This window comes from Desulfatiglans sp. (assembly GCA_012513605.1).
In the GTDB taxonomy this organism is placed as follows: domain Bacteria; phylum Desulfobacterota; class DSM-4660; order Desulfatiglandales; family HGW-15; genus JAAZBV01.
In genome coordinates this window covers 1-25,772 of sequence record JAAZBV010000151.1, presented here as the reverse complement: position 1 = coordinate 25,772, position 25,772 = coordinate 1, and the positions used below count along the sequence as shown (strand labels likewise).

Below are 25,772 nucleotides of genomic sequence, written 5' to 3'. Positions count from 1 at the left end.
AGAAGTTTCGTTATTGCAGCCGTAAGTGTCGTCTTTCCATGGTCTATATGACCTATCGTCCCAACGTTTACGTGTGGCTTAGTCCTTTCAAATTTCTGTTTAGACATCGCTATCCCCCTTTATAAGCTTTAAGAGAAAACTCTAATAATTTTTTAAAGTAACGTAAAATACTTATTACAATTACGAAGCCCACGACCGGGATCGAACCGGTGAACCTCATCCTTACCAAGGATGTGCTCTACCTACTGAGCTACGTGGGCAAATAGTACATACTATATTAAACACCCTTAAAATAAAAAATGGAGCGGGAAACGGGATTCGAACCCGCGACCCTCAGCTTGGAAGGCTGACGCTCTAGCCAACTGAGCTATTCCCGCCTAAATAAGGGATGCCATAAGCAAACCTTTTATATTTTATGGTGGAGAGGGGAGGATTTGAACCTCCGAAGGCGTAGCCGGCAGATTTACAGTCTGCTCCCTTTAACCACTCGGGAACCTCTCCATTTTTATTTCTATTATGGAGCCAGCGAAGGGAATCGAACCCCCGACCCATTGATTACAAATCAATTGCTCTGCCAGCTGAGCTACGCTGGCCCATATTAGAAAAAATGAATCTCGGAAGATAAATTTATATATGAAATATATCAATACCGATAATAAGCAATAAAGACATAATATCTATTCAAATTGAGTATTTCCTTCTATTTTCATTTATTTTCTTTGATTTCCAATTTTTATCATTCAACACATCCTGTTAAGATGATATCCCTGACTATATTCTATCCACTTAAAATGCAAATAAATTATGAATTTCTTTAAAAATTTTTTCATGCTCATAAATATAGAAAGCTGAATTCATTTAAGTTTTTTATCCATAATAAAATATTGCTGCATTTTTTTTATTATGTTATAAAAATTTATAATATATATCTTATTCAAGGAGGAAACTTATGGCATCTCTTATTGGCGGCTTAATAGCACTTGTTTTGGGGCTTGTATTACTAATTTTCTGGCGTGGGTCATTTTTAGAGGTCGTCATGGGCACTCTGCCTATATTGCTTATTCTGGGCGGTGCATTAGCAGCGTACCTGGGATTAGAGGAGGTAAAAGATAAAACCGCCTCTGACGGCACAAATGAAGAAGCTGCAACCTTAAAAAATGAGGTTGAAAGCCTTAAGGAAGAGCTCAGGGAACTGAAGGGTGAAAAAGCCAAATCAGATGAGGTAGAATAAGAAAATATTCACACCTTTATTAGATTTTTCTGCCTGTTATTACAGGAAGCTTACAAACAGGAGACTTGCTTAATACAAGTCTCCTGAAGGTTTAATTAGGCCTGTATTTCCAATCCGTTAAAAAAGTAACCGATCTCAAATGCCGCTGTTTCGGGTGAATCAGAGCCGTGAACCACATTCTTTTCTATATCGGTTGCATAATCCCTTCTGATTGTGCCCTCTTTTGCATTGTCTTTGTTTGTTGCGCCCATCAATTCACGATAGGTTGATATGGCGTTTTCGCCCTCAAGTACCATAACCATGCATGGACCCGAAGACATAAAACCTGTTACACTGTCAAAAAAGGGTTTGCCTGTATGCACAGCATAAAAACCCTGTGCCTGTTTTTTGCTCATGGAAATCATCTTTGCTGCTATTACCTTCAGCCCTTTTGACTCTATCCTTCTGATTACTTCACCAATTAGGTTCTTTGCCACTCCATCCGGTTTTATTATTGATAAGGTACGTTCCTTCATATTATTTAACAATCCTCCTGTACGTATTTTAATTGACCATATGAACTTCCAGTTGATATAAAAGCCACTTATAAAAACCACTGGAGAGAATCAGTCAAGTTTTTTTTTATAAAATCGATTATTAATTTTCATATGCCCAAAATCATAGCCCAAATTTCTCCTCAGAGAAGCACCCAGTACAGCAGCATTGCAGGCACCCTTGCACCGGTAGAGCTTTGTTTAAGTCCGGCAGGGAAAAATCTATCGTCTATTGAAACAGTTACGCTTGGACGTCAGGAATATTTGAAATTTAAAATTGATGACCTGAAAATGGATGATAAATTTTTCTATGAGCTGGGAAACATGTCAATGACTAATAGTTTTGCTCTATATTTTGAATCCATAGGATCAATGACCGGGCCTTTTTTAAAACCCTTAGAGATTACCTGTAACCACACTCTTCCCTATGATCTTGTTATAACACGAAGATATAAGGGAAAAACAAACGAGATGTTCACACATTTCCTGTGCAATATTGCCAGATTCAGCAGCAGGTTTTCAGATCTCAGATGGCATGATTTAAGAATATTTGATCCCCTTGCTGGAGGTGGTACAACCCTTTTTACGGCCCTTTATCTTGGGGCAGAGGCTATCGGGGTTGAAAAGAACTTAAATGATGTACAATCTACCGGGACATTCCTGAAACAGTACACAAAAGAACAGAAAATACCTTGTATTTTTAAGGAGGAAAGGCTTAAAAAATCAGGCAGGAAATACTGGTTTACTATTGGGGCAGACAAGAAAAAATGCCTGATTATTAATGGCGATACAATAGAGTCACCCAGCCTTATTACCGGAATAAAAAAACCCCATTTTATTGTAACTGACCTCCCCTACGGAATACAGCATTGGGGTCGCATAACAGATCTCCTGACCAAAGCACTTCCGGTGTGGAAATCACTCCTTGTACCCGGAGGCAGCATTGTAATGTCATGGGACTCATCCCGTTTTACCCGTAAAGAGATGATAAACCTTATTAAGGATACAACCTCAATCATGGTACTTGAGGGCGGGGTATATGAGAATATGGTGCACAGGGTGGATCGTGTTATTAAGGAAAGGGATGTAATTGTAGCGAGGAAGGAAGAATAATGCATTATTAATCTTCATAAAACATGAACGTCCAACATCGAACTTCCAACTTTCAATAAAACAAAGAAAGGAAAATTTGTTTTGCCTTACATTGAATATTGGATGTTGAACGTTGGAAGTTCATCTTTTTCAACTAAAGCTTTATGACTATCGGGGTCTTACCCTCAGTCTTCAACTTCGGAATAATGGCCTCATTCAATTCAACCCCAAGGCCAATTCCTTCTGGTGGATAGAGATAGCCCTTTTCATAACGAGGTGAACTTAATCCGAGGTCATTTGGAATCGGGCCGCCATCTGTCTCCAGAAGATCATGCATATTGAGCGGCCCGATGGATTCCTGCTCAATCCTTCCAAGCCATTCTGTAGAGCACAGGAAATGGGCTTCCACGGCAGCACCCAGACCTGAATTGATCATGCACCCGGTCATTACATTAAGCCCCATTGCCTCTGCAACAGCCACGAATTTTTTAGATTTGTGGATACCACCCGCCTTTGGCACCTTGAGGAAGAATCCGTCTATGGCATCCCGCTGCGCCAGCTTCACCAGGTCATTCAGCTCTGTGGCTGCCTCATCAGCAAAGATTGGCACAGATGTCTTACGGCGCAAACGCGCGAGGCCATCTATGTCCCAGCGGGGAATAGGCTGCTCTGCCAGAAAGACATCATATTTTTCAACCTGTTTAAGGAACCTTAGAGCACGCATATAGTCCCAGCCGCCATTTGTATCAGTCATGACATTCACACTGCTGCCTACTGCCGTGCGTACCTCGGCCACCATCTCAACATCTTCCTCGATAATATTATGACCCACCTTCAGTTTAAGCCCCTTATAGCCCACGCTGACAAGCTTGCGTGCATTATCAGCCACCTCCTGAGGGGTCCCCGAAGACATCACATAAGCAAGTTCTATCCTTTCATTTGCACGGCCACCAAGATACTGGTATAGCGGCACCCCCATCGCCTTTGCTACCAGATCATGCAAAGCATAATCAACAAGGGCCTTTGAGTGGTAGTTGCGGTAAACTAATTTATCCATCCTGGCAATTATGGTTTCGATTTTAAATGGGTCTTCGCCCAGGAGTACCTGTGGCCCGTAGATATAACCGACATTATGCAGGATCGATTCCTGGCTTTCCCCCATGTACCACATGGAGGTGTCCCCGCATTCTGCAATACCTGTAATTCCCTCATCTGTATAGAGCTTTAATAACACAGTATGGGCCCAGTTAACCGGACCACCGGACATTATGATAGGTTTAACAAACTTGATCGACAATGGAGTACACTCGATTTTTGTAATTTTCATAATTGCTCTCATTTTGATGTAATGTTTATTCAGTCAGTAATATAAAATTATACCGAAAATATTTATAAATCAAATAATTTATGCGACTTGTGAAATCAGACCTCTTGTAAGCAGTGTATTTATCTGATAGAAAGCAGGAAATTCATAACTTGTCATCAGCACAAGCATGATGGCCATGGGGATTGCAGGCATGATCATGGTCCCTATAGTGACATGGACAATAGGCCAGATAGGGTGGCGTTCTACCTATCTGTCAATAATGCCCATATATTTTGTCTTTGCTCTGGTTGTACCAGGTATCTTTATAAGGAATTATCCCAAGGATCTGGGGTAGGTTCCTGATGGCATAAGCCCTGCAAAAAATAACAGCAATATCTCCGGTCAATTTGAAGAGAAGAACAAATCAAAGGTGTTCAGGACAACCGTGGATTTTACCATAGGAGAGGCATTTAAGACCCGTACTATGTGGCTTCTTCTGACCTTTAATGTGCTTAACTGGTTTGCTGTAGGCGGTATAATGGGTCATGGATACTCTTTTCTTAATGACCTGGGCATTCCCAGAACAGAGGCCGGCCTCTTTATGGGTCTTATATCATTTGTGATGGTATTGGGGCAGATGTTTATTGGTTTCGCCGGGTTAAAATATGATATACGCAAACTGATTATAATCGGCTGTTCTGCGAGTATAATAAGCTACATTCTAATGGTTTTCGCTGACGCTTCCAGGGTCATTGTTTATACATATGCGGTATTTGCAGGCATAGGGGCAGGGATTAATGCCCTTGCCATGATGAACCTTATACCAAACTATTTTGGTGTGACCAACTTTCCAAGGATATCGAGCATCACTACGCCTATTGGCACCCTGATAGGGAGCACCGGGGCACCTATCTGCGGACAGATAAGAGATGTAGCAGGGAATTATTTCCTCTTCTGGAAGATCGCAGCTATCCTTATGACAATAGGGCTGATCTGTTTATTGTTTGTCAGACCGCCGAAACATCCGTCTTTAAAGGAGGTACTTTTTAATGGTTAAAAAAATCCCTATACATGGGGATATCATATACCAAAAAATACAATGAAAAGGCCTATGAAACGAAAACAGCAAGGGGATTACGCTGCCTTTATGTCAAAGAGCTTTGAGACGGCAATATTCTGATGTAAAGCCGATTTTAATATGACCCCATTAAACCTTAAAACCATTAGGCGTAACCATCCTTTTCAATCCTGTAATCTGCCCTTACCTTCACAAGAAAACTTGTTACCGGCCTGAATGCCAGATGCGCCCACTTTGCAAAGGGCACCTCCAGTACAAGCATGGGAACAGCAACCATCAGGTGAATCACATACATTACATATGTGGTCATTGGCCAGTCAAGGAGCCTTGTAAAATGAATAAATATGCCTGTTAACGTGGTTAACTGAAGCAGGATCAAAAACATCCAGTCTGTCCCGTGGCTGTTTTTATATGGGGCCTTCTTTTTTTTCAGCCTCCCTATAATCGCATAGGTGGTGCCGTACATAATAGCAAATGTGGCATAATAACCCAGAAGCCTCCAGGGGTGATAGATCGGGTATTCGATATCCCTCTGAAACATCAGATGCTCTGAAGATAAACCTATAACATGTATCCCGCCTGCAAGAAAAACAGCGACAAGCATAAATGCTGTTGCATAACCTGTCATTATCATAAGATGCACAAACCACTGTCTTCTGTCTGTACATTTATTAAACTGCTTTTGGGTAAAAAAATGGACAACAAGCTCACGTGCATTTCGTAAATATAGGCGCAGAGGCACCTTGAACAGGAGGTCTCCCATAACAAATTTTGCGCAGCGGAAGGTATTGCTCAAAAGCAGGATACTCAGGACAGAGGCCATTATAAGGTCTGCTATCTCGATTGCACCAGCAGGCCAAACAGAGTTCAGATAGGCATGCTTCATGTTGGGGTTATCTGCCCTGAACATAACAAGGAGCAGGCCGACGATTACTGCAACCACAATAACAGCGGTCAGTTCAAATATTTTCGATGCATAGAATCTCTTTGCAAACCCTGTCCAGTCATATCGTGATGTAAGATATCTCCTCATCACCATCATTAATTCACCGGGGTCTGCCCCCCTTGGACAGGTATCAGAACAGTCACCGCAGTAATAACAAAGCCATGGCTCAGGGCTCTGTAATATCTTCTCTTTCATCCCCATCTGTGCATATTTGATTAATCTTCGCGGAAAGGTGGTGTCGTTTTCTGAAAGCGGGCAGACAGCCGTACAATTTCCGCAGTGCATACATTTATTTGCATCATTAAGACCAAATTCTCTGAGATCCTTTATAAAACCAGGATCAACCTTAATACTCATTAAATAACTTCCTCCAGATAAATAAAAACATGCCCCCCTGCTCCGCTTTACATCATACTGTATTTCGGACCCCCGCCGCCTTCGGGCGCCACCCAGGTGATATTTTCATACGGGTCCTTGATATCACAGGTCTTGCAGTGGACACAGTTGGAAAAATTCAGTTTCAGATGTTTTTTGCCAGTCCCTTCTTCAGTCTCCATTTCATATACCTGCGCAGGGCAGAACCTTACACAGGGATTCTGGTATTCAGCCGCACATTGGGTATAACATATGTTATAATCCTTTATATGAAGATGCGGCGGCTGATCCTCTTCATGGGTTGCGCCTGAATAGTAAACATCCGTCTCCTTGTCAAATGTTATTTTCCCATCATATTTTATATCACCCTTTTCCTGATCAGTAATATTTTCTCTGCCATACAGCTCTTTAACCGTTTTAAGGTGTGTATGATCGGGTGTTGATTCAAGGCGAATCCCGAAGATGCTTCCTCCCATAATATGCTGAAGCCCTGCTGTCATCATGCCTAAATAGAGCCCCTTTTCCATTGCCTGATGGAAATTGCGGGTTTTATATAAATCATTATACTCCTTTGTCTTTACCAGCTTCTGGCTGTATTTTTCAAGACGATCAAGAGAGAAATCATCATTAACAAGTCCTTCAAAAATTGTCTCTGCGGCTATCATGCCTGATCTCATGGCAAGGTTAACACCCTTAATCATCATGGCATTAAACAGGTTTGCCGAATCCCCTATGATCATACCGCCATCAAATACAAGCCTGGGCACAGAATAGTAACCGCTCACAGGTACACTCTTTGCCCCGTACTGAACCATTTTACCATCTTTAAGAAGTGCACTTATAAACGGGTGCATCTTCATCCGCTGAAACTCCCTGTGTGGGTCAAGGAAGGGATCTTTGTAATCAAGGCTTACAAGCTGACCAATGCTTATCCTGTTCTCTTTCATGCCATAGATAAAACCACCGCCAAATGTATCAGATTTTAAAGGATAGCCCATTGTGTGAATGATCTCACCGGGTTCAACCCTTTTTTCAGGGAGCTCCCATACCTCTTTTACTCCAATCTCAAACCCTGCAGGGTTCCTGTCTGCACCATGGCCTAAGCGACTAAAAACTGTTTTTACAAGGCTGCCCCTTGATCCCTCACCAAATACGGTGACCTTTGCATGAAGGTCTATCCCCGGCTCAAAATTGGATTTTTTACTGCCATCATGGGCAATGCCCTTATCCCCTGTCCTTACGCCTATGATACGACTTCCTTCATAAAGGACTTCAACACCCGGAAACTCGGGGAATATATTAACGCCATTTTCCTCTGCAAGAGCTGTAAGCCATGCATTCAGTCTTGAAATAGAAACAATACAGTTTCCATGGTTATTAAGCGGGTTGAGGCCTTTTGGGGCCATGTTCATCGGAAGTTTATAATTCTCTTTCTCAGTCAAAAAATAGACTGTCTCCTTTTCGACATTACCCTCTATAGGTGCGCCCTTTTCAAGGTAATCGGGGACAAGCTCCTTTAGCGGTGTGGGGTCTATTGCAGCGCCGGATATCCCGTGTGCCCCAGGGAAAGGTCCCTTTTCCAATACAGCTATCATGACCTCATCCAGATTTTTTGCCCCATCATCCTTCTTTGTTTCATTATAATTCCTGATAAGGTTAGTAAGATGCAGGGCACTGCTCAAAGATGCAATACCTCCACCCACAAAAAGCACATCCACATCCATTATTTCATGGTTATTCTCCAATGGCCTTCCTCCCTATATTAGATTTAAAACACATAATGGGTAAATAAACCGGATTTTAAATATTACAATTCAATGAGTTATAAAAAACTTCCTCGCCATGTTAGTCTTACTATAATAGTACAGCTTGTTACAAGTAATTTTAATGTATAAATCGGGCGGACCAATATCAATAATCAAACAAGGCATCTCCTGCTTAATTGGAACGATAATGTTATACCAGTCTTTCGGATTCTTTGTCATAAATAAGAGTCTCCTCCAGCTAGAAGTATAGATAATGCCTGTAAAAATTATTGATTGTGATCCAGTGCCTCACGGATCTTTAATGCCATATCCTTTATAGTGAATGGTTTTTGAATAAAATTAATTTTTTTATCCCTGCTATTTCCGATAGAGGAGATATTGTTTGCATATCCCGACATAAACAAAATCTTTATATCCGGCCTTATTTCTAAAATCTTATCTGCGAGATCCCTCCCGCTCATGCCAGGCATAACCATATCGGTGATTAAAAGAACTATGCGGTTATCTTTCAGCGCGATATTGATGGCCTGCTCTGGGCTCGCTGCATCAAGTACTGTATACTTATACTCCCCGAGCATTGTTTTTATAAGTTCCAGGATGGAAGGCTCATCTTCAACAACAAGTATAGTCTCATTATTACCTTTGGTAACCTTCTTTTCAATTTTTTCCGGGGTTGTAACGCTGTCAAAATGGCGAGGAAGCAGTATTTTAAAGGAGGTGCCTTTACCAGGCAGACTATTCACCAAAACAGTCCCCTTGTTTTGTCTTACAATGCCATACACTGTAGCGAGCCCCATACCTGTTCCATGGCCTAACTCCTTTGTTGTGAAAAATGGTTCAAAAATATGCTTCAATACCTCTTCATCCATTCCACAGCCATTGTCTGAGATGGAAAGAGAGACATACTCACCAGTTTTGATATCAAACCCGGACTCATTGAGATTTTTTTCTAAATTAATTATGGAGAGCTCAATTGTAATCCTTCCTACATCCCTGATAGAGTCCTTTGCATTGACACACAGGTTGAGGAGTATCTGATCCAATTGAGGAGGATCAATCATTACGATGCATGAATCCTTGCATGGATGCCATTCCAGAACAATATTTTCACCGATAAGACGGCGCATCATATCCAGTGAGTCTTCTATCGATTTATTCAGATCCATTGCAACAGGGTTGATCATCTGCCTGCGAGCGAAATCAAGCAACTGTCGCGTTAACCTGGCTGAATGTTTTGCCGCATCAATTATCTTATGAAGATTTTCATCTACAATTACACCGGGTTCTGCTTGCATTATGGATAACTCAGCATACCCGATGATAATACCTAACATGTTATTGAAATCATGGGCTATCCCTCCGGCAAGACTCCCAATGGCCTCCAGTTTCTGAGACTGATAATTTTGAGCCTGTAATTTTTCACGCTGTGCCTCTGCCTGTTTGCGGCCTGTAATATCAAATAGACTCACTACAAAGTTATCACCTACTGATTCAGCATCTACAAGCATTGTGAGAATCCTGTTATCTCTGCATCTGACCTGGCATTCTCTTGATTCGGGACTGCAATCAGCATTGGCCTGCTTCAACCCTGATAACCATTTTGATATTCCATTATTTACCTCCTCCCTCTTTTCAAAGAGAATGCCCATTGCATCAGGCAGGTTTTGAATATCTTCAGAGGTATATCCGGTGATATCTGTGAAGCTATTATTGATATCGATGACCCTGTTATCACGGGAAATATAACACATGGGCACAGGGGCCTTTTTAAAAAGGTTTCTAAAGCGTTTTTCGCTCTCTTTCAGTGCATTTTCAGCCCTCATTTTTTCTATAAAATATTTAAAGATTGTCAGGAACAGGTAAATAAAAATTGCTGTTATCACCGGGAATGCTGTCTTAATATATATCCCTGACCTGGAAAGCAGTTGTTGAGAGAAGAGTAATATTGCAAATATAGATGCTAAAACAATAAAAATGCTGAATGTGTTGCTTCTGTATGCTAAAGTAAAACTCAGGGATATCCCCAGGATGAGAATTAACAGCAGGATAACCCCATTGGACCATCCCGGAGAAGAAATTAAATTTCCTGAGAGTAAGTTATCAACAACAGTAGCATGCACCTCTACCCCCGTATAAACCTTACCTGAAGCTGTGATCTGGAAGCTTTCCAGACCATAAGCAGATGCACCTACAAATGCAATTCGTCCTTCCAGTCTATCCAGATTAACAGTGCCATCCAGGATATCAGATGCGGAAAAATAATCATAACTCATTACCGGGTCATGAAACCTGATCATGAGATTACCATTTGGGTCTACCGGAATTGCTGCGCTTTTATAGTTAATTGACTGCAAGACACCATTTTCAATTTTCAATACAATATTGTTAACATTTTTATATTTTAAAACTGAGGCGAGCGCCAGGCTTGGATATATATCACCATGGTATCTGATAAGAAGCGGGATACGTCTAAGTATACCGTCATCATCTGAGACAGAGTTACTGAATCCTGATGACTCGGTTTCCCCATATAACAGTTTCAGGTTACTGACCACACTGTAACTTTCAGGTATCCTGCTGGCCTCTTTGCTGTCACTATTATTATGAAGGAAAGATACCCTGACAGGGTTGGTTAAAAATTTTGGCTCCTCTTTATTCTGACCAAACCGGAATTGATGGCTAAGTATAAATGGCCCTTTATTGAGTACATCTGCCAGGGCAAGATCATTATCTACTATTCTATCGGGGATGTTATTAAGGTCAATCTCATGGCCATAAAATCCCTTGAGCCCTTTTATTACTGAGCTGACAGATGTCCTGTCAGGCTCAGAAAAGATCATATCAAGGCTGATTACTGATGGTTTCAGGGCGAGAATATTTTCAAGCAGCCTTGAAATCAGATAACGCGGCCAGGGCCACTGTCCATATTTCGCAAGGCTTTTTTCATCTATATCAATTATTACAGGTCTGTTAACAGAGCTGCTTTCAGGTAAATTTTCAAGAAGAAAACTATAGTTTGCACGATCAATAACCTTAAAGATATCCGGATTGGAGACAAAGAGTATAGCAGACAGCAGAGCAAATAAAACACCGCATATCAATACAATGTAACCTGTCACCCTTTTATTCAGGGATGTATATTTAAAGAGGTTAACAGTCATTTTTTTGCATAGGTCTTCATAAAAAACAGGCGTAAGTAAAATAAATTATTTAATAACCACTTCAACACGCCGATTTCTGGGCTCAGAAACATTGTCTCCGGTCTTGATGAAAGGATTTCCTTCACCGTGGGATGTTACTTTTACAGTTGAGGGATCAACACCACCATTAACCAGGATATTATATACTGCGCGGGCTCGATTAATGGATAATTGGTAGTTATGCTCCATTTCTCCCACCGTATCCGTATGCCCTGAAACAACAATATCAGGTGAACCTTTTTTCTTTATGCTCGAATAAATTTCAGCTACCAGGGTGCTGGATTCACTAGTCAGCTTATCGGAATTTTGTTCAAAATAGAGTATGAACCTCTCAGGCATAGCAGGTTGTATTGCCAAAACGTTTTCAAAGGTAGATTTGATTTCCTGCTCACTCATGATAACAGCTTCACCTGGCCTTGTTTTATTATCCTTTATCTCAACCGCCTGGTTGGTCTTATCAAGGAACTGACTGCCCCCTTCATTGGACACCTCCAGTTTTCCTACTGTGCCATCAGGATTAGGCATCAGAACCACAACGCTGTTTTTCTTTCCGCAGCCGTAAAAAATGAAAACAAGCAGTAAAGATAATATGATGTATATATAGTTTTTCATAACATCCACACCTTCCTTTGAGATTGTTTTATTGATCGGGCCTTTTACAGTAAAAAACTCTTAAGATGGTTTATGATTTTTCCTGTTCAAGTAACTGCATAAAACATTTCTGTTTTCGACAGGCATTCATGTTATTCCTTGACCCTGACCAGAAAATGGGTGCCACGGATAGCAATAATAGCATCAGGCGTCTGGAATTTCACAGATTCCGGTGATTGGCGGCCAATGATCCCTGAAATATATGATGCGGTCCCCCTGAGCATGCGAATAAACATTGACAGGCCGCCTTTTTCAGGGGCAAACAGATATTCATCAACCGCCAGTTCAGTCTTCGGGCCAAGTGTTAAAATCGTGTCATCCTCAAAGATAATCCCTGCGGCACTGTCTGCAGAAGTATGAAGAACATCATTCTGATATATACTGTCACCAATATTGAGGATGATCTCTTTGCTACCACGTAAGACTGAAACAGTTCCCGTGAGCGTCTTGATCTTCCCTATTGATAATTCACTACCCTGGGAAGGGAGCGCAAAAAAAACCTGCACCAAAAGCAAAAAAATAAATAGTTTTTTCATGTTTAGGTCTCCTGTATGCGATTTCACAGAAAGTGCCAGATAGTAACATATCAAATAGACAATTACAAACATCATAATCTCTTATGTAAAGGATATACACTTAACAGCGAAAGCGCGGATAACAAGGGAAGGGGGTTAGTAAAAGAGCTGATTATACATCTTGACACAGAATAACCTCATCAATATACTTCTGGTTCTAAAGAGGGAACAATTATTTATATTTATCGTTTTTTTGAAATGGAGGTACAATTTGGCTACAAAAATATGTTCGGCATTATTCATTCTTCTGCTTGTTGCTGTGTGTTCTACAGCATATTCTGCTGAAGAAAAGATCAAGGTATTGAACCCTACTCCGCCAAGCAGAATGGTTGACCGCATACCGCTCACACCAAGGCTTGATACACTTGAAGGAAAAACAATATTCATGGTGGATATCGGATGGGGAGGCGAGAATGCTGCACCCAGCATTTATGCAGAAATGAAGGACTGGTTAGTAAAAAATATACCGGGTGTGAAGATAGAAATGAGAAAGACCAAAGGCTTTTTCCTTGATGAACAGCCTGAACTCCTGAAGGAAATAGGTGAAAAGGGTGATGCTGCCCTGTTCGGGATAGCAGGGTGAGACGGTTGTATATCGGCCGTGAGCCGAAACTGTAAAGAGCTGGAACAGCAGTACCATATCCCCACTGTAGCAAGTTCAGCAGCGAATATCCTTGATTATGGGCTGAATTACAATTTCAAGTATAACAACGGGTCGCCCATTCGATTTATCGGCTTCCCCTTTCCTGTGGCAGGTCAGCCTCAGGCGATCCACCATAAGTATGTCTTTGAGGGCAATGATGTAGTGACCGGCAAGCCCATGATGCAGGCATTCGTCGAAGCCCTGACGGCCCCTCTTACAGAGAAAGAGAAATACAGGGGGCCTGCGCCTCAAGAGGAAGTCGCAAAAGAACCGGTGGAACCGCGCCTCATAGGGCCTGACACAGAAGAAAATCTGCAGCAGTATTTCATAGATAAAGACTGGACAGATTATCTGCCCATTATTCTTCCGACTGAAACGCGTGTGACAAAGATGCTTGAAGGCACTACACATGATCCCCAGGAGGTCATCAAGGTGCTGGACTGGCCCGGTGGAAACCGTGAGATAACAGTGGAAAGGGTTGCTACCTGCGCTGTTATGGCGGGCGCAAAGCCGGAGCACCTGCCGGTTATCCTGGCACTCTCCAGGCATGTACCCTTTGGAAATTCAACATCATCCATGGCTAACATGATACTTATTAATGGGCCCATTCGTAATGAGATAAACATGAACTACGGCCATAACGTTATGGGACCACATAACCTGGCAAATTCGGTTATTGGACGCAGCTACACCATTATGTCAAAGACCCTCGGTGGTCTGCACAGTAAAAAGACCACATGGAGCACACTCGGAAGCACCATGCAGTACAATAATGTATGCATAGCTGAAAACGAGGAGGCATTACCTTCCGGCTGGAAGCCCTTCCATGTACAGGCAGGGTTCAAACCCAATGACAGCGTCCTGACTGTGGCGACCGGATGGTCATATATATCCTGTGTAACAGAGGCAAAGAGGGAGTACCCGGTAAATATGTGGATGGGTGATCTGATGAAGGCCCTTACCATGCCAATGGCCACTGTAATTATGGACCCTTCAGTTGCAACACTTCTGAAGGATACCTATAAATTTAATACAAAAGAGGATCTGATCAAGTGGTTTGCTGGGAATGTTGAAAAGGCCAACTATCCCTCAATAGAAAAGGTTAAACCGTTCATGGAGTCCTCAATAAATGTGATAGTCACCGGAGGCGGTGGCCAGACAACATGGTTTGTAACGGATTTCATGCTGGCAAGGAATATAGTCACTCAGGGCGGCAGCACACTCATTGATGACTGGAGATAGGGAAAGAAAGGGGTCAAGGGTTCGAGGGTTCCAGGGTTCAAGTGAAAAGCAAACTGCCCCCAACCCCTTTCTTTATTGACACAAAAAGCCAACATACATATACTTTTGGTTCTAAATATGGAACAAATATAATTTTTACCAACCCGTGAAATGGAGGATTAAATTGGCCAGAAAGATTTTGTCATTAATACTAATCACCCTTTTCAGCGCAGTATGTTCCACAGCATACTCTGCTGAAAATAAAATCAAGGTATTGAATCCAACGCCGCCCAGTACAATGGTGGATCGTGTACCCCTTACACCCAGGCTTGATACACTTGAAGGAAAGACAATATTCCTGGTGGATATCGGCTGGGGAGGTGATCAGGCGGCCCCCGGTATTTATGAGGAGATGAAGGCATGGTTTGCCAAAAACATGCCGAGTGTTAAAATAGAGACCAGAAAGGTAAAGGGCTCCTATTTTCAGGATCAGCCCGAACTCCTTAAGGAGATATCTGAAAAGGGTGATGCCGCCATGTTCGGCATCGCTGGTTGAGACAGTTGCACTTCGGCCGTGAGCCGAAACTGTAAAGAGCTGGAACAGAAGTACAAAATACCCACTGTTGGAAGTTCGGCAGCTAACATTATTGATTATGCAATAAATTACAACTTCAAGTACACCAACGGATCACCAATAAGGTACATCGGCTTTCCTTTCCCTGTGGCAGGTCAGCCACAGGCTGTCCATCATAAATATGTCTTTGAGAGCAAAGATGTAGTGAGTGGCAAACCTATGATGCAGGCATTTATAGAAGCCCTTACCTCACCTCTAACAGAAAAAGAAAAATACAAAGGACCGGTATCTGCCGCTGAAGCAGCTCAGGAACCTGTTGAGCCTCGCCTCATAGGGCCTGACACAGAAGAAAATCTGCAGCAGTATTTTATTGATAAAGACTGGACAGACTATATGCCAATTGTCCTTCCGACCGAAGAAAGGGTGGCAAAGATGCTGGAAGGCACTACTCATGATCCAACGGAGGTGATCAAGGTGCTGGACTGGCCGGGTGGAAACCGTGAGATTACAGTTGAAAGGGTTGCCACCTGCGCTGTTATGGCAGGCGCCAGACCGGAACATTTACCAGTGATACTTGCCCTTGCCAACCATGTGCCTTTTGGCAACTCAACCTCTTCAATGGCCAACATGATACTGGTCAACGGCCCTATACGCGACGAGATAGGCATGAATTACGGCCATAATGTTATGGGCCCCCATAACCTGGCTAACTCTGTTATTGGCCGCAGTTATACCATTATGTCAAAGACCATTGGTGGCCTGCACAGCAAAAAGACCACATGGAGTACACTCGGAAGCACCATGCAGTACAACAATGTCTGCATCGCTGAAAATGAAGAGGCTTTACCTGAAGGGTGGAAGCCTTTTCATGTGCAGGCCGGGTTTAATAAAAATGACAGCGTTATCACCGTTGCAACCGGCTGGTCATATATATCCTGCGTAACAGAGGCTAAGAGAGAGTACCCTGTTTATATGTGGATGGGTGATTTAATGAAGGCCCTTACATTTAACTCAGCCACAGTCATTATGGATCCTTCTGTTGCTGTACTTCTCAAGGATACCTACAAATATAATTCCAAGGATGATCTGATCAAATGGTTTGCTGGAAATGTTGAAAAGACCATATATGCTACAGGTCAGAAAGTGAAACCCTTTATGGAACCCTCAATAAATGTAATTGTTACCGGGGGTGGTGGCCAGACAACTTGGTTTGTGACGGATTTCATGCTGAACCGAAATATAGTCAGGGAAAAGAATATGGTTACCCAGGGAGGAAGTACACTAATAGACTACTGGAGATAGGATAAGAAAGGGTTCATCCTCCGCCGCCCTTAGGCTATAGCGGGACAAGAGGGGTCCAGGGTTAAAGTGAAAAGTAAAATCATCTCGCTCCTGCGCTCTGCGTGGGAGCGAATCCCCTGACGCTCAGCGTCTCCTCTATTCCTTCTTGTTTAATCTTGTTCCCACGCTCTGCGTGGGAACAAATATTTTAACGCCCTGTGTCCTGTTATCATCCCATATAAACTGATGTTATTTAAGACGCAAACCACTGCGATCCCGCACTTTAATTTAATATTTTTCCCTCTAATGTCCTTTATATGTCAGAAGTCAATGGCTGGGAACCATCTTTCATTAATTCCTTCTTAATTGCAGTTCCAAGCCTATGCAATGTTATTGGTTTTTTTATCATTTCTCCGGCTCCCAGTTTCTGGGTTGCCTTCACCTCTTCTGTTTCAGCATATCCGCTCATAAGAACTGCCTTCTGGCCGGGATAGATGTCTATTATTTTCTCATAAGTTTCCCGGCCATTTATCCCGGGCGCCATAATCATATCAAGCAATATCAAATCAGCAGTGTTATGCTCCAGGTACCGGACCGCCTCCTCACCACTTGTAACTGTATAAACAATATAACTGAGCTTTTCCAATATCTGCCTGCAGACATCTCTCTGGCTTTCAACATCATCAATAATAAGAATCTTTTCGCCATTCCCGGCTATGCCCTCAACCGGCGGCATTGAATCTTCATTAAATATTCCATCCCTTGTAATCGGCAAATAGAGTTCAAAAACAGTACCTTTATTATCGCTCTTTACATTAATATAACCGTTATGTTCACGTATAACATTCCATACAACAGCCAGGCCCAATCCGGTACCGCTCCTCCCCATTACCTTTTTCGTAAAGAAAGGTTCAAAAATCCTTTTCAGGTCATTGGATGAGATCCCTGTGCCGGTATCAGCTATACCGATGATAATATACTCGCCTGCCTGTATTTCATCATACCCTTTTAATGGAGTATCAAGATAACAGTTTTTTGTTGATATTATCACATCTCCACCATTTAGAATGGCCTCAGCCGCATTGGATACCAGGTTCATAATGGCTTTTCTTAAATGTATATAAGACCCCTTTATGTTTAGCAGCGAGCTGTCAAGGTAAGTTTTTATTGCGACATCCGGATGAAACTGCTGTAACTTATCACACTCCGGGGAGCTTAAATATTCAGCAATTAGATTATTGATATTGAGAATTTTTTTTTCAGTAGCCACACCCCTGCCAATCGTTAAAAGATCATGAACTATTGCTGCGGCCCTCTCCCCAGCCTCTTTGATTGTTGTTAAAGGTTTTTTAAGCTTTTCGTCTAACGAAGGGTTGGATAAAAGGAGATCAGGATAACTTACAATACCTGCCAGCACATTATTTAAATCATGGGCTACTCCACCAGCCAGAAGGCCCAGCGACTCCATGGTCTGTAAGCGATGCAGTTTCTCTTCAAGTTTTTTCCTTTCTATCTCTGATCGCTTTCTGTCATCAATATCAATCCATGTCCCCAGGAAATAGCACAATTCTCCATTATGCTTTATAGGAGTAACCTCTATATCAACCCATGAATATTCCCCATTTTTCTTTTTATATTGCCTTTCACCCAGGTGAACACCCTCTAACACCCTTTTTGCAATATCATCATCTGTTGCGTCATCGACTATCCAGGGATAGGGGAATTTCACCCCAAGTATTTCATCTGAAGTATAACCTGTATATTTTTCAAACCTTGGGTTCACATATCTTATTGAGCTATCAAGATTGATAACAAGGATAGCTACAGGGGTATTTTCAAGAAGACTGGCCGTGAACAGGTTGGCTCTTTCCAGAGCCTTTTCTATTTTCTTACGATCTGTGATATTTCTCGTGATCTCTGTAAAGCCTGTTATTTTTTCCCCTTCATTTACAGGACAAAATATTGTTTCATAAAATCCTTCCCCAATATCATCATAGAATTCCGAAACAAATTTCTCACCTTGAAGGGCTTTTTTCTGAAGTGTTTCCCAGTATTCTCTTGCCCTGGCCTCTTCAGATATTTTAAATGGCTCAACACCGGGTTTCATCTCAATACCTAACAGCCTTTCAACCGTCTCTTTATAAACCCGATTAAAGGCACGAGGCACTCCATCCCTGTCACAGACCAGGATATAATCTTCAGTATTTTGCATTAAAACATCAAAATACTTTTTGATATCCTTCAGTTCATTATTTTCATTGATTAACCTCGATTCGGCCTGACGTAATTCTACAATTATTCTTTTCAGGTCAAGGATATTTTCTTGCAGTTCTTTATTCGGAATCTTGTCAGACATTTTGCTGCCTCGTTTTTAAAATAGAGCTATTAAGGATTACACAGGATAATGTATGTGAACTTGACAACCATATAACGAACAAGGCTGAGAAGCCGTAAAGGAGCCCATTAGCCATTTTAAAAATAACATTATTATTATACGAAAAAATTAAATTTAAACGAAAACCTTCAGTTAGGGACATAGAGAGAAATCGGGCTGTCCTACCCTGCCAAAAGGATATTTGAAACACAAGAGGAAAAAATAAAACAGAGATCCAACGCATGAGTTAAATCCAAAACCTTATTTCCCTCCCGAGGCTATTAGGTTATGACCAGGCCCAATACAATGAACACACTTAATTTTGATATTTATCGTTTATATCGGTAAAAAATGTTTAAACTTAAATATTTTTTCATTTTAGTACAAAAGCCTGTGCCTCTCTGCTTCTCTTGCTCACATCATCATGCTCTATATTCCATTTTAAAATAACCTATGCCTTTTTTGCTTAAGCTTACGGCGCTAGTTGCCGAAATAATACTCATAAATCATTAAATTTAATTTACGATTTTTTAAAGGCAACTTTTTACTGGAGGACACTGACGTTAATCTTAATTATTTGAGAGGTTTTTTATGCATTTTAGATCCAAAATTCAGAATTTTAACAGGGAGAATTTTCAAAGGTCATCATTATTCGCAATAATATTTTTTTCACTCTTTTTTATGTTTTCAGCAGGATGCAGTGATTCCAAATCTATAACTCCACCTGATGAACCGCTTACCGATACAATAATGTACCTTTTCCAGGATGGCGATGGAGAATGGACAACATTGGATGAGGCAGACTTCACAGAAACAGGTATCTTTACACCAGTTGTAACAGACAGCCAGGGCCGTTACAGCATGGCGCTTGTCCGTGTTTATGGGGAGGAGCAGGAGGTGTATGTTACCACCATGCAGACTACTTTAGCAGAAGTCCCGGAGATTGACGTCAGCTCCATGTTAGGTATTAATAATGCCGGCACAGCAGCATTGACTGTAAATGTGGAAGGGCCATCTCTTCCTGATTTCTCTGTTAATACGTTTTATCGAGATATATCCCGTTTTTCTGGCACTGCTGAATCGCTGACACCCGGGTATTTTGATCTGGTTCTTACCCAGACCGAATCGGGAAACAGATACCCCTCCACCCTTCTTGACATGCGGAACCTGGAACTTGTCGCAGATGAGACACTTGTACAGGATATAACCACAGCAGATCTTGCCGGGAGTATCACGCTTTCAGGTCCTTATACAATTACAGTGCTGGATCAGGAAACAGGAGACCCGCTCGACAGTGAGATTAAACGTGGCAAAGTTAAGTTATTGACCTCTAATCTTACCTTCGTCGACCTTGGTGATAAAGACGACCTTGATACTGATATTGAATATACCGCCCTGGGTACACCGCTGACAGACGCTGACACGTACCTGCTTGACTTGGGTATACAGACTGGCGTTAACCATATGCTTTACTATTTTGCACCCTTTCATGATGAAGGAGACCTGGAACTTTCCCTTACGATTGATGACTTTGGCCTTTCCTTTACGGAGAGCACAGGCACAGGGAAACTGCTCCCAGGCATGACGATCCCTGATATTCAAGGTGTAACTGCAATTGGTTATCACGTAGGCTTCAGCGGGAACATGAACGGGATTAGTTATTCTTCAAGGAGTATAATATCCGCAGCCAGGCAGACAGGGACAACTTTTATTATGCCGGATCTCTCTTCAGTAACTGGATGGGATACGCGATGGTCAATCCCTGTAAATGCAGAGATTGAGAGTACTGTAGTAGAGGCATATATCGGCTCAGATTACTTTCTTGATCAGACCAGTATTTTTTATTACTTCATGGAAATTAGTCCGGGTGAACTTTATCAGAACATGGAAGATGGCGACTGGGTAGCCATCCTCATGGAAAGAATTAGTTACGGCGGACCACTTTAAACCTGACAGCATTTATCCGGCCCGGGGCAAACAGCCCAGCCCCGGGTTAAACTATATCAGCGCAAAAAGGCTATCAACAACCAAATTCTGTATGCCTTCAGCAAGTCTCTGTGCGCTGGCTTTGGCGCTTACGCTTAGCTTGATCACTTCAAGCTGTGTCAACACCTCCATCTTCTTTACCAGTTTTTTATAGCCTTTAACTGTTAGGTCGATAGTATGTGATTGGGATACCGGCACACCCTATCAAATTGAGCAGAAAAATTACAGACGCAATGCACAATATGGCAATTTTACAGGGGTTCCTTAAAACTAATACCTGCCTCATGATTTCCTCCTTTTGGTTGTTTATTATTGGTCAATATTATTAACCCTCCTGGAGACTGGCCGGGTGAAAATATCTCTACATGTAGAATCTTATTTATGCCGTTTATGTACTGGCACTTTTACCGAATGATACATTTTATCATCTAACAAATTACATAAATCAACGGCCTGTCCCTGCCTTTTTTATCCAGGAGTCGCTACTGTCAACAGTGTAGCCCTGACACTGACAGGCTTCTGACACTGACAGGCTTGTCTAAGGGTTTCACTGTGTAACAACAAATTTATGAGCGCTATTCTTCAACATCTGTGTATCGAAAATCTTTGTGTAATGGGGAGGCGTTGTTACATTTTCGTTCAATTTCACTTCACAACATCTTCTAATTTCGAATTTGCTTTTATACCATTGCACTGATAATTTAAATAGTATAGAATCTTTATCATGAAAAAAAATACAATCTGAATCTAATAATAAAGGAACGATAATCCAAATTTTTTAAGTCTGTTACATTCGGAAACAGGTAATAAGGTTTATATCGTTCCGCGTTCACCCTAGTAAATTAAGACAGATTGTACTTTAGCAATTTTTCATTAATTATTTTTTTAAATCCTGATGCAATTTTCCTGACCAGTTAAAATTAAGTTTAATAAGACTAATCAATTCCTATTCTCTTCGAGCTGAACTCTTTATCAGGAATTACTGTTGTTGTGTTTATCATTATAAGCCATGGATTAAAGTTCTGTATATTCGAAAATGAAATATGGGAGGATATGAATATGGAAAAAAATAAAAATTCACATGGGATTATCGATGAAATTCTTGAAAAACCATACAAAGCAGAAAACAAATTACTAAAAGAATTGAAGGTTAAAGGGATAAATATCGATGAAAAGACAAAATTTGATACGAAAGAATATGAGTCCGAAGAAGAAAAGACTATCCGTTCTGAGTTATTAAAATGGCTTCTAACGGACCCGAAAGCATCAAAATGCATCCCAAAAAATGGTTTAAAATTAAGAGATAAAATTATTGTGAATGACCTTAACCTTGAAGGTTTAACCATTGATTACAGTCTGGATTTTGATGATTGCACTTTTAAGTCTAATGTAAATCTGAATTCAGCAAGGTTGGGTTATCTCTCATTTGCCCGTGCGACTTTTAAAGAAGGTCTCCAACTGATCAGTACCCGGATATCCGGACAGTTGAATTGCAGAGGAGCAGAATTTAATGATGGCCAACAAAATTACGCCCTGATAGCTCAGAATGCAATAATTGACGGAAATGTGCTGATGGATAAGGATAAGAAAGATAATGACAAAATAAGATGCTTTAAGGCTACAGGGGAGATAAACTTTTATAATATCCAAATAGGTGGATCTTTGAGTTTAAGGGGAGGTTTATTTGTAAAAGGTAATAATTGTTATGCTATCAAAGCTCATAATGCAATTGTTAAAGGAGACCTTCTTCTTGATAAAAATCCATCAATAACAGGTAACCTTGATTTCAAGCATATTAATATTGGTGGAGATTTAAAATTAAGTGGACTTTCACTGAAAGAAAACATGGTTAATGAGATAGATCTGCGATATGCCCAGATTGGAGGCAGCATTTTTATGAATGAGGGTTTTAATGTAAATACTTGCATAAAACTGAAGGAAGCGCATATCAAAGGTTCATTTTACTGTGATGGAGGAAAATTCTCAAATCCCAAAGGATGGGCTATAAATGGAAAGCGAATAATTGTTGAAGGTGATATTATGCTCGACAATTGCTTCAGAGCCTTCGGGGAGGTAAAACTATGCGGAGCACGAATCGGAGGGCAATTAAAATGTGAAGGCGGAGAGTTCCATCAACCAGATTGCGTTAATAATATGGAAAGTGCTCCTCCTAATTGTGCATTAATTGCCAAAGGGATCAATGTTGGCGCCCCAGTTTTCCTGAATGGGGGTTTTAAAGCTTTTGGTGAGGTTAATTTTTTTAATGCTTTTATTAAGGGTGATTTTAACTGTTCGGGAGGTTCTTTTAAAAATAAAGATGGTGTTGCACTTAATCTTGAACAGATTGATATTGATGGAGATTTGTTCTTTGACAGTATTCCAAAGCCGAAATGTGGGGCTAAAACGATCTTCAGGGCCGAGGGAGAAATTAATTTAAACGGTGCAAGCGTCGATGGTAAAATTCAATGCTCTGGAGGCTATTTTGAAAACACAACAGGCAGCAAAAAAGCGATTACAGCTATGGGGATTACTATTAAAGGCCCATTATTTATGGATGATGGTTTTCATGCAAAAGGGGAAGTCGATATCACTAATGCAAAGATAGCTGCACCTGTCTATTGCTGTGGTGGGCTATTTGAAAACACAAACGGTAATGCTATAAACGCGGAAAGGGCTGTTGTGCAGGGCGATTTTACTCTCGAAAAAAGCAGTGTTAAATCTGATAAAAATTCATTTATACATGTTGATGGATTCATTCGACTGGAAAAGGCTCGTATCGAAAAGGCATTAGTTTTTAATTCAATTTCGGAAAATTCAAAATGCACCCTGGATCTAAAAAATGCCTATGCACATACTCTTGAAGATAAAGAACAAGTCTGGAAAAATATTAACAGTCTTGACATAAACGGTTTTGATTACATCAATATCGCTTATGGTTCACCTTACGAAGCTGCAAATCGAATTGAATGGCTGAGACTTCATAATAAAAATAACCAATTTTCACCACAACCATATCGGACATTAGCCTCGGTACTTGATAATATGGGGCATACCCATGAAGCACGTTCTATTCGCATTGAAATGAACCATGAATTACAGAAATCAAAAATAGCGTTACAAAGAAAAATTAAATTATGGGTTTTAGGAAAATTAATCGATTATGGCTATAATCCTTTTAAAGTTTGGAAATTGGCACTTTTAATTATATTTCTTGGGACTGTATTTTTCTGGTTTGGAAAAACATTAGATATTATACATCCAACGAATATAAAATTAAAGCTATTAGAAAATGGTTTTAGTCAGAAATACCCCCATTATCCTAAATTTTGTCCGGTAATTTATTCTATTGATGTTTTCTTGCCCATAGTTGATCTTCATAAAGAAGAAAGCTGGAGGCCGGATACTACTTTACCTTTATATAAATACAAATATTCATATGGGGGCAATGCTCCTTATGTGGCTCCGATAAACTCAATAATAAGGGCTTATGCATATTTTTTACTCTTTTGGATGTATACGCAGATAATATCAGGATGGGTGCTTACGACAATGCTTCTTGGTGGCTTGACAGGTCTATTTCAGCAAAAATAATTGGGAACTGTTTTTTTGTGTGAAAACTGGAGTTGATTCTGTCAATATTGTAGGCTTGATAAAATCTTTTCACTATGGATGATATTGCAAGGGCACTGTTTATTGGCTCCAAGTCTCCAGGTACAGGGTCATTGACCACAAGAAAGTTACTGGCAGCAGGAATGGAAGTAAACAGGTCTACCCTAACATGCTCTCCCCTCTTTATCTCCATCGGGCTTTAAGGAGAGTCCACAAACCATTACGTTCAACAGCATACTTAAATACATAAGCATATATCTGTAAAAAGTGTAGGCTACAACACCCAACGCTTCCTGCGCCCTCCGCACCCTGGTCAAGAATATACGATTCGGAAGGGGGTTCAAGAATTTGTTTGAGTGGCACCAGAGTGGGCTGATACCAGCGGTCGCGGTAGTCAGGCACGTCAGGCAGTGCATCCAATTTTTGAGTTCTGATTAAATTGTTGTTCTTATTTGCCATGATTTTCTCCTATTTCTAAGTTTCATTGGATTATATTGAAAATCGCCATTACGACAGATAGATGTGGTAAAACAATAAATAGGTTTTATTAAAGTCACAGACTCCATCCGGCCCGATCAAAACATCCATGTAAAAACGCTGTAAGATTTTAAGATTCGTGCTTGTATAACTTAAAAGCATTAGGATATCCCCATTGATTTACCGGTTAAGGCTTTACATTCCCAACAAATTAAATTAGCTAACAGCCTGTCCCATAGCTTTTTCACTCAGGAGTCGCTTCTGTCAAATGTGTAGGTCTAACACTGACAGTCTCAATTCGCGACTTAATGTTCCAGGCTTCGTCACCACTAAAAAGGTTGCCCGCACGAATAGCCATGCGCACAAACAATTTGCATGCATCACCTTCAATGACTCCATACTGCGAAAGGGCAGATCCTCTAATTCCCCATTTCAGATCGCTGTCTTGCAGGTTGGCCATAAATTTATCAATATGTTCGTCATCTTTGATAGGGCCGTAATACTGCCACAGCATGATCGTATGGTTATTCGGGTCAAACTTTCGGTCGACACTTGTGCCGTCTTGAGTAATGTAAAATGTATGGAATTGAATGTCATGAAATTTTCCAGCCTCAATTTCAAAGGCTTCTATTAAGCGTTGGATTTCAGACAATTTGTTTTGTAGTGTCATCTATCGATACCTTTAACGGATAATGGACAGGGTAACATACCAGCTTTGGAACAAGGCGGAAAGGCTGGTACTGTTGACCCAGAGGTTAAGGGCCTATTTTTTTGTGAGATTTTCAACTGCCATTTTTATCAAATCAAACAAAGAGGATGATGACACTTTTTCCGAAGGTGTGTCTGCAATATTT

Annotated in this window: 21 protein-coding genes, 4 tRNA genes and 1 pseudogene; 10 read left to right on the top strand and 16 right to left on the bottom strand. The window is 41.0% G+C overall.

Translation table 11 applies throughout. The features are described from left to right. The 5 genes from GX654_20040 to GX654_20020 all read right to left on the bottom strand — a co-directional run. On the bottom strand, window positions 1-107 hold a 107-nt coding region (locus GX654_20040), incomplete at its 3' end, for a hypothetical protein (GenBank protein ID NLD39153.1). A gap of 79 nt (window positions 108-186) precedes the next feature. Beyond that, window positions 187-260: transfer RNA gene (locus GX654_20035), tRNA-Thr, on the bottom strand. A 40-nt stretch (window positions 261-300) separates the two neighbouring features. Beyond that, window positions 301-377, bottom strand: a tRNA-Gly gene (locus GX654_20030). Window positions 378-416: 39 nt separating this feature from the next. Then, a tRNA-Tyr gene (locus tag GX654_20025) sits at window positions 417-501 on the bottom strand. A 16-nt stretch (window positions 502-517) separates the two neighbouring features. Beyond that, window positions 518-593 (bottom strand) — tRNA-Thr (locus tag GX654_20020). 356 nt (window positions 594-949) lie between these two features. On the opposite strand from GX654_20020, the gene GX654_20015 reads away from it, so the two are divergent. Further along, a complete protein-coding gene (locus GX654_20015) occupies window positions 950-1,231 on the top strand; it encodes a hypothetical protein (protein ID NLD39152.1) in 282 nt (93 codons plus the stop codon). A 95-nt stretch (window positions 1,232-1,326) separates the two neighbouring features. Here GX654_20015 and ndk read toward each other — a convergent pair whose 3' ends face one another. Then, the gene (ndk, locus tag GX654_20010) at window positions 1,327-1,746 is read right to left on the bottom strand and encodes a nucleoside-diphosphate kinase (GenBank protein NLD39151.1); all 420 of its coding nucleotides are present in this window, start codon (window positions 1,744-1,746) and stop codon (window positions 1,327-1,329) included. 132 nt (window positions 1,747-1,878) lie between these two features. On the opposite strand from ndk, the gene GX654_20005 reads away from it, so the two are divergent. Beyond that, on the top strand, window positions 1,879-2,877 hold the full coding sequence (locus tag GX654_20005) for a hypothetical protein (GenBank protein ID NLD39150.1): 999 nt from the start codon (window positions 1,879-1,881) through the stop codon (window positions 2,875-2,877). 133 nt (window positions 2,878-3,010) lie between these two features. Here GX654_20005 and GX654_20000 read toward each other — a convergent pair whose 3' ends face one another. Further along, window positions 3,011-4,183: a mandelate racemase/muconate lactonizing enzyme family protein gene (locus GX654_20000; protein NLD39149.1), complete on the bottom strand. Its 1,173-nt coding sequence runs from the start codon at window positions 4,181-4,183 to the stop codon at window positions 3,011-3,013. A 175-nt stretch (window positions 4,184-4,358) separates the two neighbouring features. Between GX654_20000 and GX654_19995 the strand changes: the two genes are divergently transcribed. Both GX654_19995 and GX654_19990 read left to right on the top strand, forming a co-directional pair. After that, window positions 4,359-4,517 carry a hypothetical protein gene (locus tag GX654_19995; GenBank protein NLD39148.1) on the top strand — a complete coding sequence of 53 codons (159 nt, stop codon included), beginning with the start codon at window positions 4,359-4,361 and terminating at the stop codon, window positions 4,515-4,517. Between the two features lie 75 nt (window positions 4,518-4,592). Then, window positions 4,593-5,219 (top strand): MFS transporter, encoded by a 627-nt coding sequence (locus GX654_19990; GenBank protein ID NLD39147.1) that lies wholly within the window; start codon window positions 4,593-4,595, stop codon window positions 5,217-5,219. Window positions 5,220-5,385: 166 nt separating this feature from the next. Here the strand turns inward: GX654_19990 and GX654_19985 are convergent, their stop codons facing one another. The 5 genes from GX654_19985 to GX654_19965 form a co-directional block, all read right to left on the bottom strand. Continuing rightward, entirely contained in the window at window positions 5,386-6,543 is a 1,158-nt protein-coding gene (locus tag GX654_19985) for a 4Fe-4S dicluster domain-containing protein (GenBank protein NLD39146.1), read from the bottom strand. Between the two features lie 47 nt (window positions 6,544-6,590). Then, on the bottom strand, window positions 6,591-8,306 hold the full coding sequence (locus GX654_19980; protein NLD39145.1) for an electron transfer flavoprotein-ubiquinone oxidoreductase: 1,716 nt from the start codon (window positions 8,304-8,306) through the stop codon (window positions 6,591-6,593). Window positions 8,307-8,593: 287 nt separating this feature from the next. Further along, window positions 8,594-11,488: a CHASE2 domain-containing protein gene (locus tag GX654_19975; GenBank protein NLD39144.1), complete on the bottom strand. Its 2,895-nt coding sequence runs from the start codon at window positions 11,486-11,488 to the stop codon at window positions 8,594-8,596. A gap of 45 nt (window positions 11,489-11,533) precedes the next feature. Beyond that, entirely contained in the window at window positions 11,534-12,139 is a 606-nt protein-coding gene (locus tag GX654_19970; GenBank protein ID NLD39143.1) for an OmpA family protein, read from the bottom strand. A gap of 131 nt (window positions 12,140-12,270) precedes the next feature. After that, complete coding sequence (locus GX654_19965) at window positions 12,271-12,714, bottom strand: FecR domain-containing protein (protein ID NLD39142.1); 444 nt, start codon at window positions 12,712-12,714, stop codon at window positions 12,271-12,273. A gap of 250 nt (window positions 12,715-12,964) precedes the next feature. On the opposite strand from GX654_19965, the gene GX654_19960 reads away from it, so the two are divergent. The 4 genes from GX654_19960 to GX654_19945 all read left to right on the top strand — a co-directional run bounded on the left by GX654_19960 (window position 12,965) and on the right by GX654_19945 (window position 16,493). Beyond that, window positions 12,965-13,336: a hypothetical protein gene (locus GX654_19960; GenBank protein NLD39141.1), complete on the top strand. Its 372-nt coding sequence runs from the start codon at window positions 12,965-12,967 to the stop codon at window positions 13,334-13,336. Between the two features lie 18 nt (window positions 13,337-13,354). Next, window positions 13,355-14,638 (top strand): hypothetical protein, encoded by a 1,284-nt coding sequence (locus GX654_19955; protein NLD39140.1) that lies wholly within the window; start codon window positions 13,355-13,357, stop codon window positions 14,636-14,638. A 163-nt stretch (window positions 14,639-14,801) separates the two neighbouring features. Continuing rightward, window positions 14,802-15,173: a hypothetical protein gene (locus GX654_19950; GenBank protein NLD39139.1), complete on the top strand. Its 372-nt coding sequence runs from the start codon at window positions 14,802-14,804 to the stop codon at window positions 15,171-15,173. A gap of 18 nt (window positions 15,174-15,191) precedes the next feature. Beyond that, window positions 15,192-16,493 carry a hypothetical protein gene (locus tag GX654_19945; GenBank protein NLD39138.1) on the top strand — a complete coding sequence of 434 codons (1,302 nt, stop codon included), beginning with the start codon at window positions 15,192-15,194 and terminating at the stop codon, window positions 16,491-16,493. 292 nt (window positions 16,494-16,785) lie between these two features. Here GX654_19945 and GX654_19940 read toward each other — a convergent pair whose 3' ends face one another. Next, a complete protein-coding gene (locus tag GX654_19940) occupies window positions 16,786-18,828 on the bottom strand; it encodes a PAS domain S-box protein (GenBank protein ID NLD39137.1) in 2,043 nt (680 codons plus the stop codon). Window positions 18,829-19,437: 609 nt separating this feature from the next. On the opposite strand from GX654_19940, the gene GX654_19935 reads away from it, so the two are divergent. Then, a complete protein-coding gene (locus tag GX654_19935) occupies window positions 19,438-20,793 on the top strand; it encodes a hypothetical protein (protein ID NLD39136.1) in 1,356 nt (451 codons plus the stop codon). 51 nt (window positions 20,794-20,844) lie between these two features. On the opposite strand, the gene GX654_19930 is transcribed toward GX654_19935, so the two are convergent. After that, window positions 20,845-21,030, bottom strand: a complete 186-nt coding sequence (locus GX654_19930; protein NLD39135.1) for a hypothetical protein — start codon at window positions 21,028-21,030, stop codon at window positions 20,845-20,847. An 861-nt stretch (window positions 21,031-21,891) separates the two neighbouring features. Here GX654_19930 and GX654_19925 point away from each other — a divergent pair. Continuing rightward, window positions 21,892-24,423, top strand: coding sequence for a hypothetical protein (locus GX654_19925; protein NLD39134.1), 2,532 nt, complete (start codon window positions 21,892-21,894; stop codon window positions 24,421-24,423). A gap of 201 nt (window positions 24,424-24,624) precedes the next feature. Here the strand turns inward: GX654_19925 and GX654_19920 are convergent, their stop codons facing one another. Further along, entirely contained in the window at window positions 24,625-24,900 is a 276-nt protein-coding gene (locus GX654_19920; protein NLD39133.1) for a hypothetical protein, read from the bottom strand. 313 nt (window positions 24,901-25,213) lie between these two features. Continuing rightward, window positions 25,214-25,588, bottom strand: a pseudogene (locus GX654_19915) (disease resistance protein). Window positions 25,589-25,772: the final 184 nt, after the last annotated feature.

What these genes read in the sequence shown, in the direction of transcription:
- GX654_19985 (NLD39146.1), bottom strand. Translation starts at nt 6,543, where the DNA reads ATGAGTATTAAGGTTGATCCTGGTTTTATAAAGGATCTCAGAGAATTT.
- GX654_20005 (NLD39150.1), top strand. Translation starts at nt 1,879, where the DNA reads ATGCCCAAAATCATAGCCCAAATTTCTCCTCAGAGAAGCACCCAGTAC.
- GX654_19970 (NLD39143.1), bottom strand. Translation starts at nt 12,139, where the DNA reads ATGAAAAACTATATATACATCATATTATCTTTACTGCTTGTTTTCATT.
- GX654_19935 (NLD39136.1), top strand. Translation starts at nt 19,438, where the DNA reads ATGCATTTTAGATCCAAAATTCAGAATTTTAACAGGGAGAATTTTCAA.
- GX654_19925 (NLD39134.1), top strand. Translation starts at nt 21,892, where the DNA reads ATGGAAAAAAATAAAAATTCACATGGGATTATCGATGAAATTCTTGAA.
- GX654_20000 (NLD39149.1), bottom strand. Translation starts at nt 4,183, where the DNA reads ATGAAAATTACAAAAATCGAGTGTACTCCATTGTCGATCAAGTTTGTT.
- GX654_19940 (NLD39137.1), bottom strand. Translation starts at nt 18,828, where the DNA reads ATGTCTGACAAGATTCCGAATAAAGAACTGCAAGAAAATATCCTTGAC.
- GX654_19920 (NLD39133.1), bottom strand. Translation starts at nt 24,900, where the DNA reads ATGGCAAATAAGAACAACAATTTAATCAGAACTCAAAAATTGGATGCA.
- GX654_19965 (NLD39142.1), bottom strand. Translation starts at nt 12,714, where the DNA reads ATGAAAAAACTATTTATTTTTTTGCTTTTGGTGCAGGTTTTTTTTGCG.
- ndk (NLD39151.1), bottom strand. Translation starts at nt 1,746, where the DNA reads ATGAAGGAACGTACCTTATCAATAATAAAACCGGATGGAGTGGCAAAG.
- GX654_19975 (NLD39144.1), bottom strand. Translation starts at nt 11,488, where the DNA reads ATGACTGTTAACCTCTTTAAATATACATCCCTGAATAAAAGGGTGACA.
- GX654_19995 (NLD39148.1), top strand. Translation starts at nt 4,359, where the DNA reads ATGGGGATTGCAGGCATGATCATGGTCCCTATAGTGACATGGACAATA.
- GX654_20015 (NLD39152.1), top strand. Translation starts at nt 950, where the DNA reads ATGGCATCTCTTATTGGCGGCTTAATAGCACTTGTTTTGGGGCTTGTA.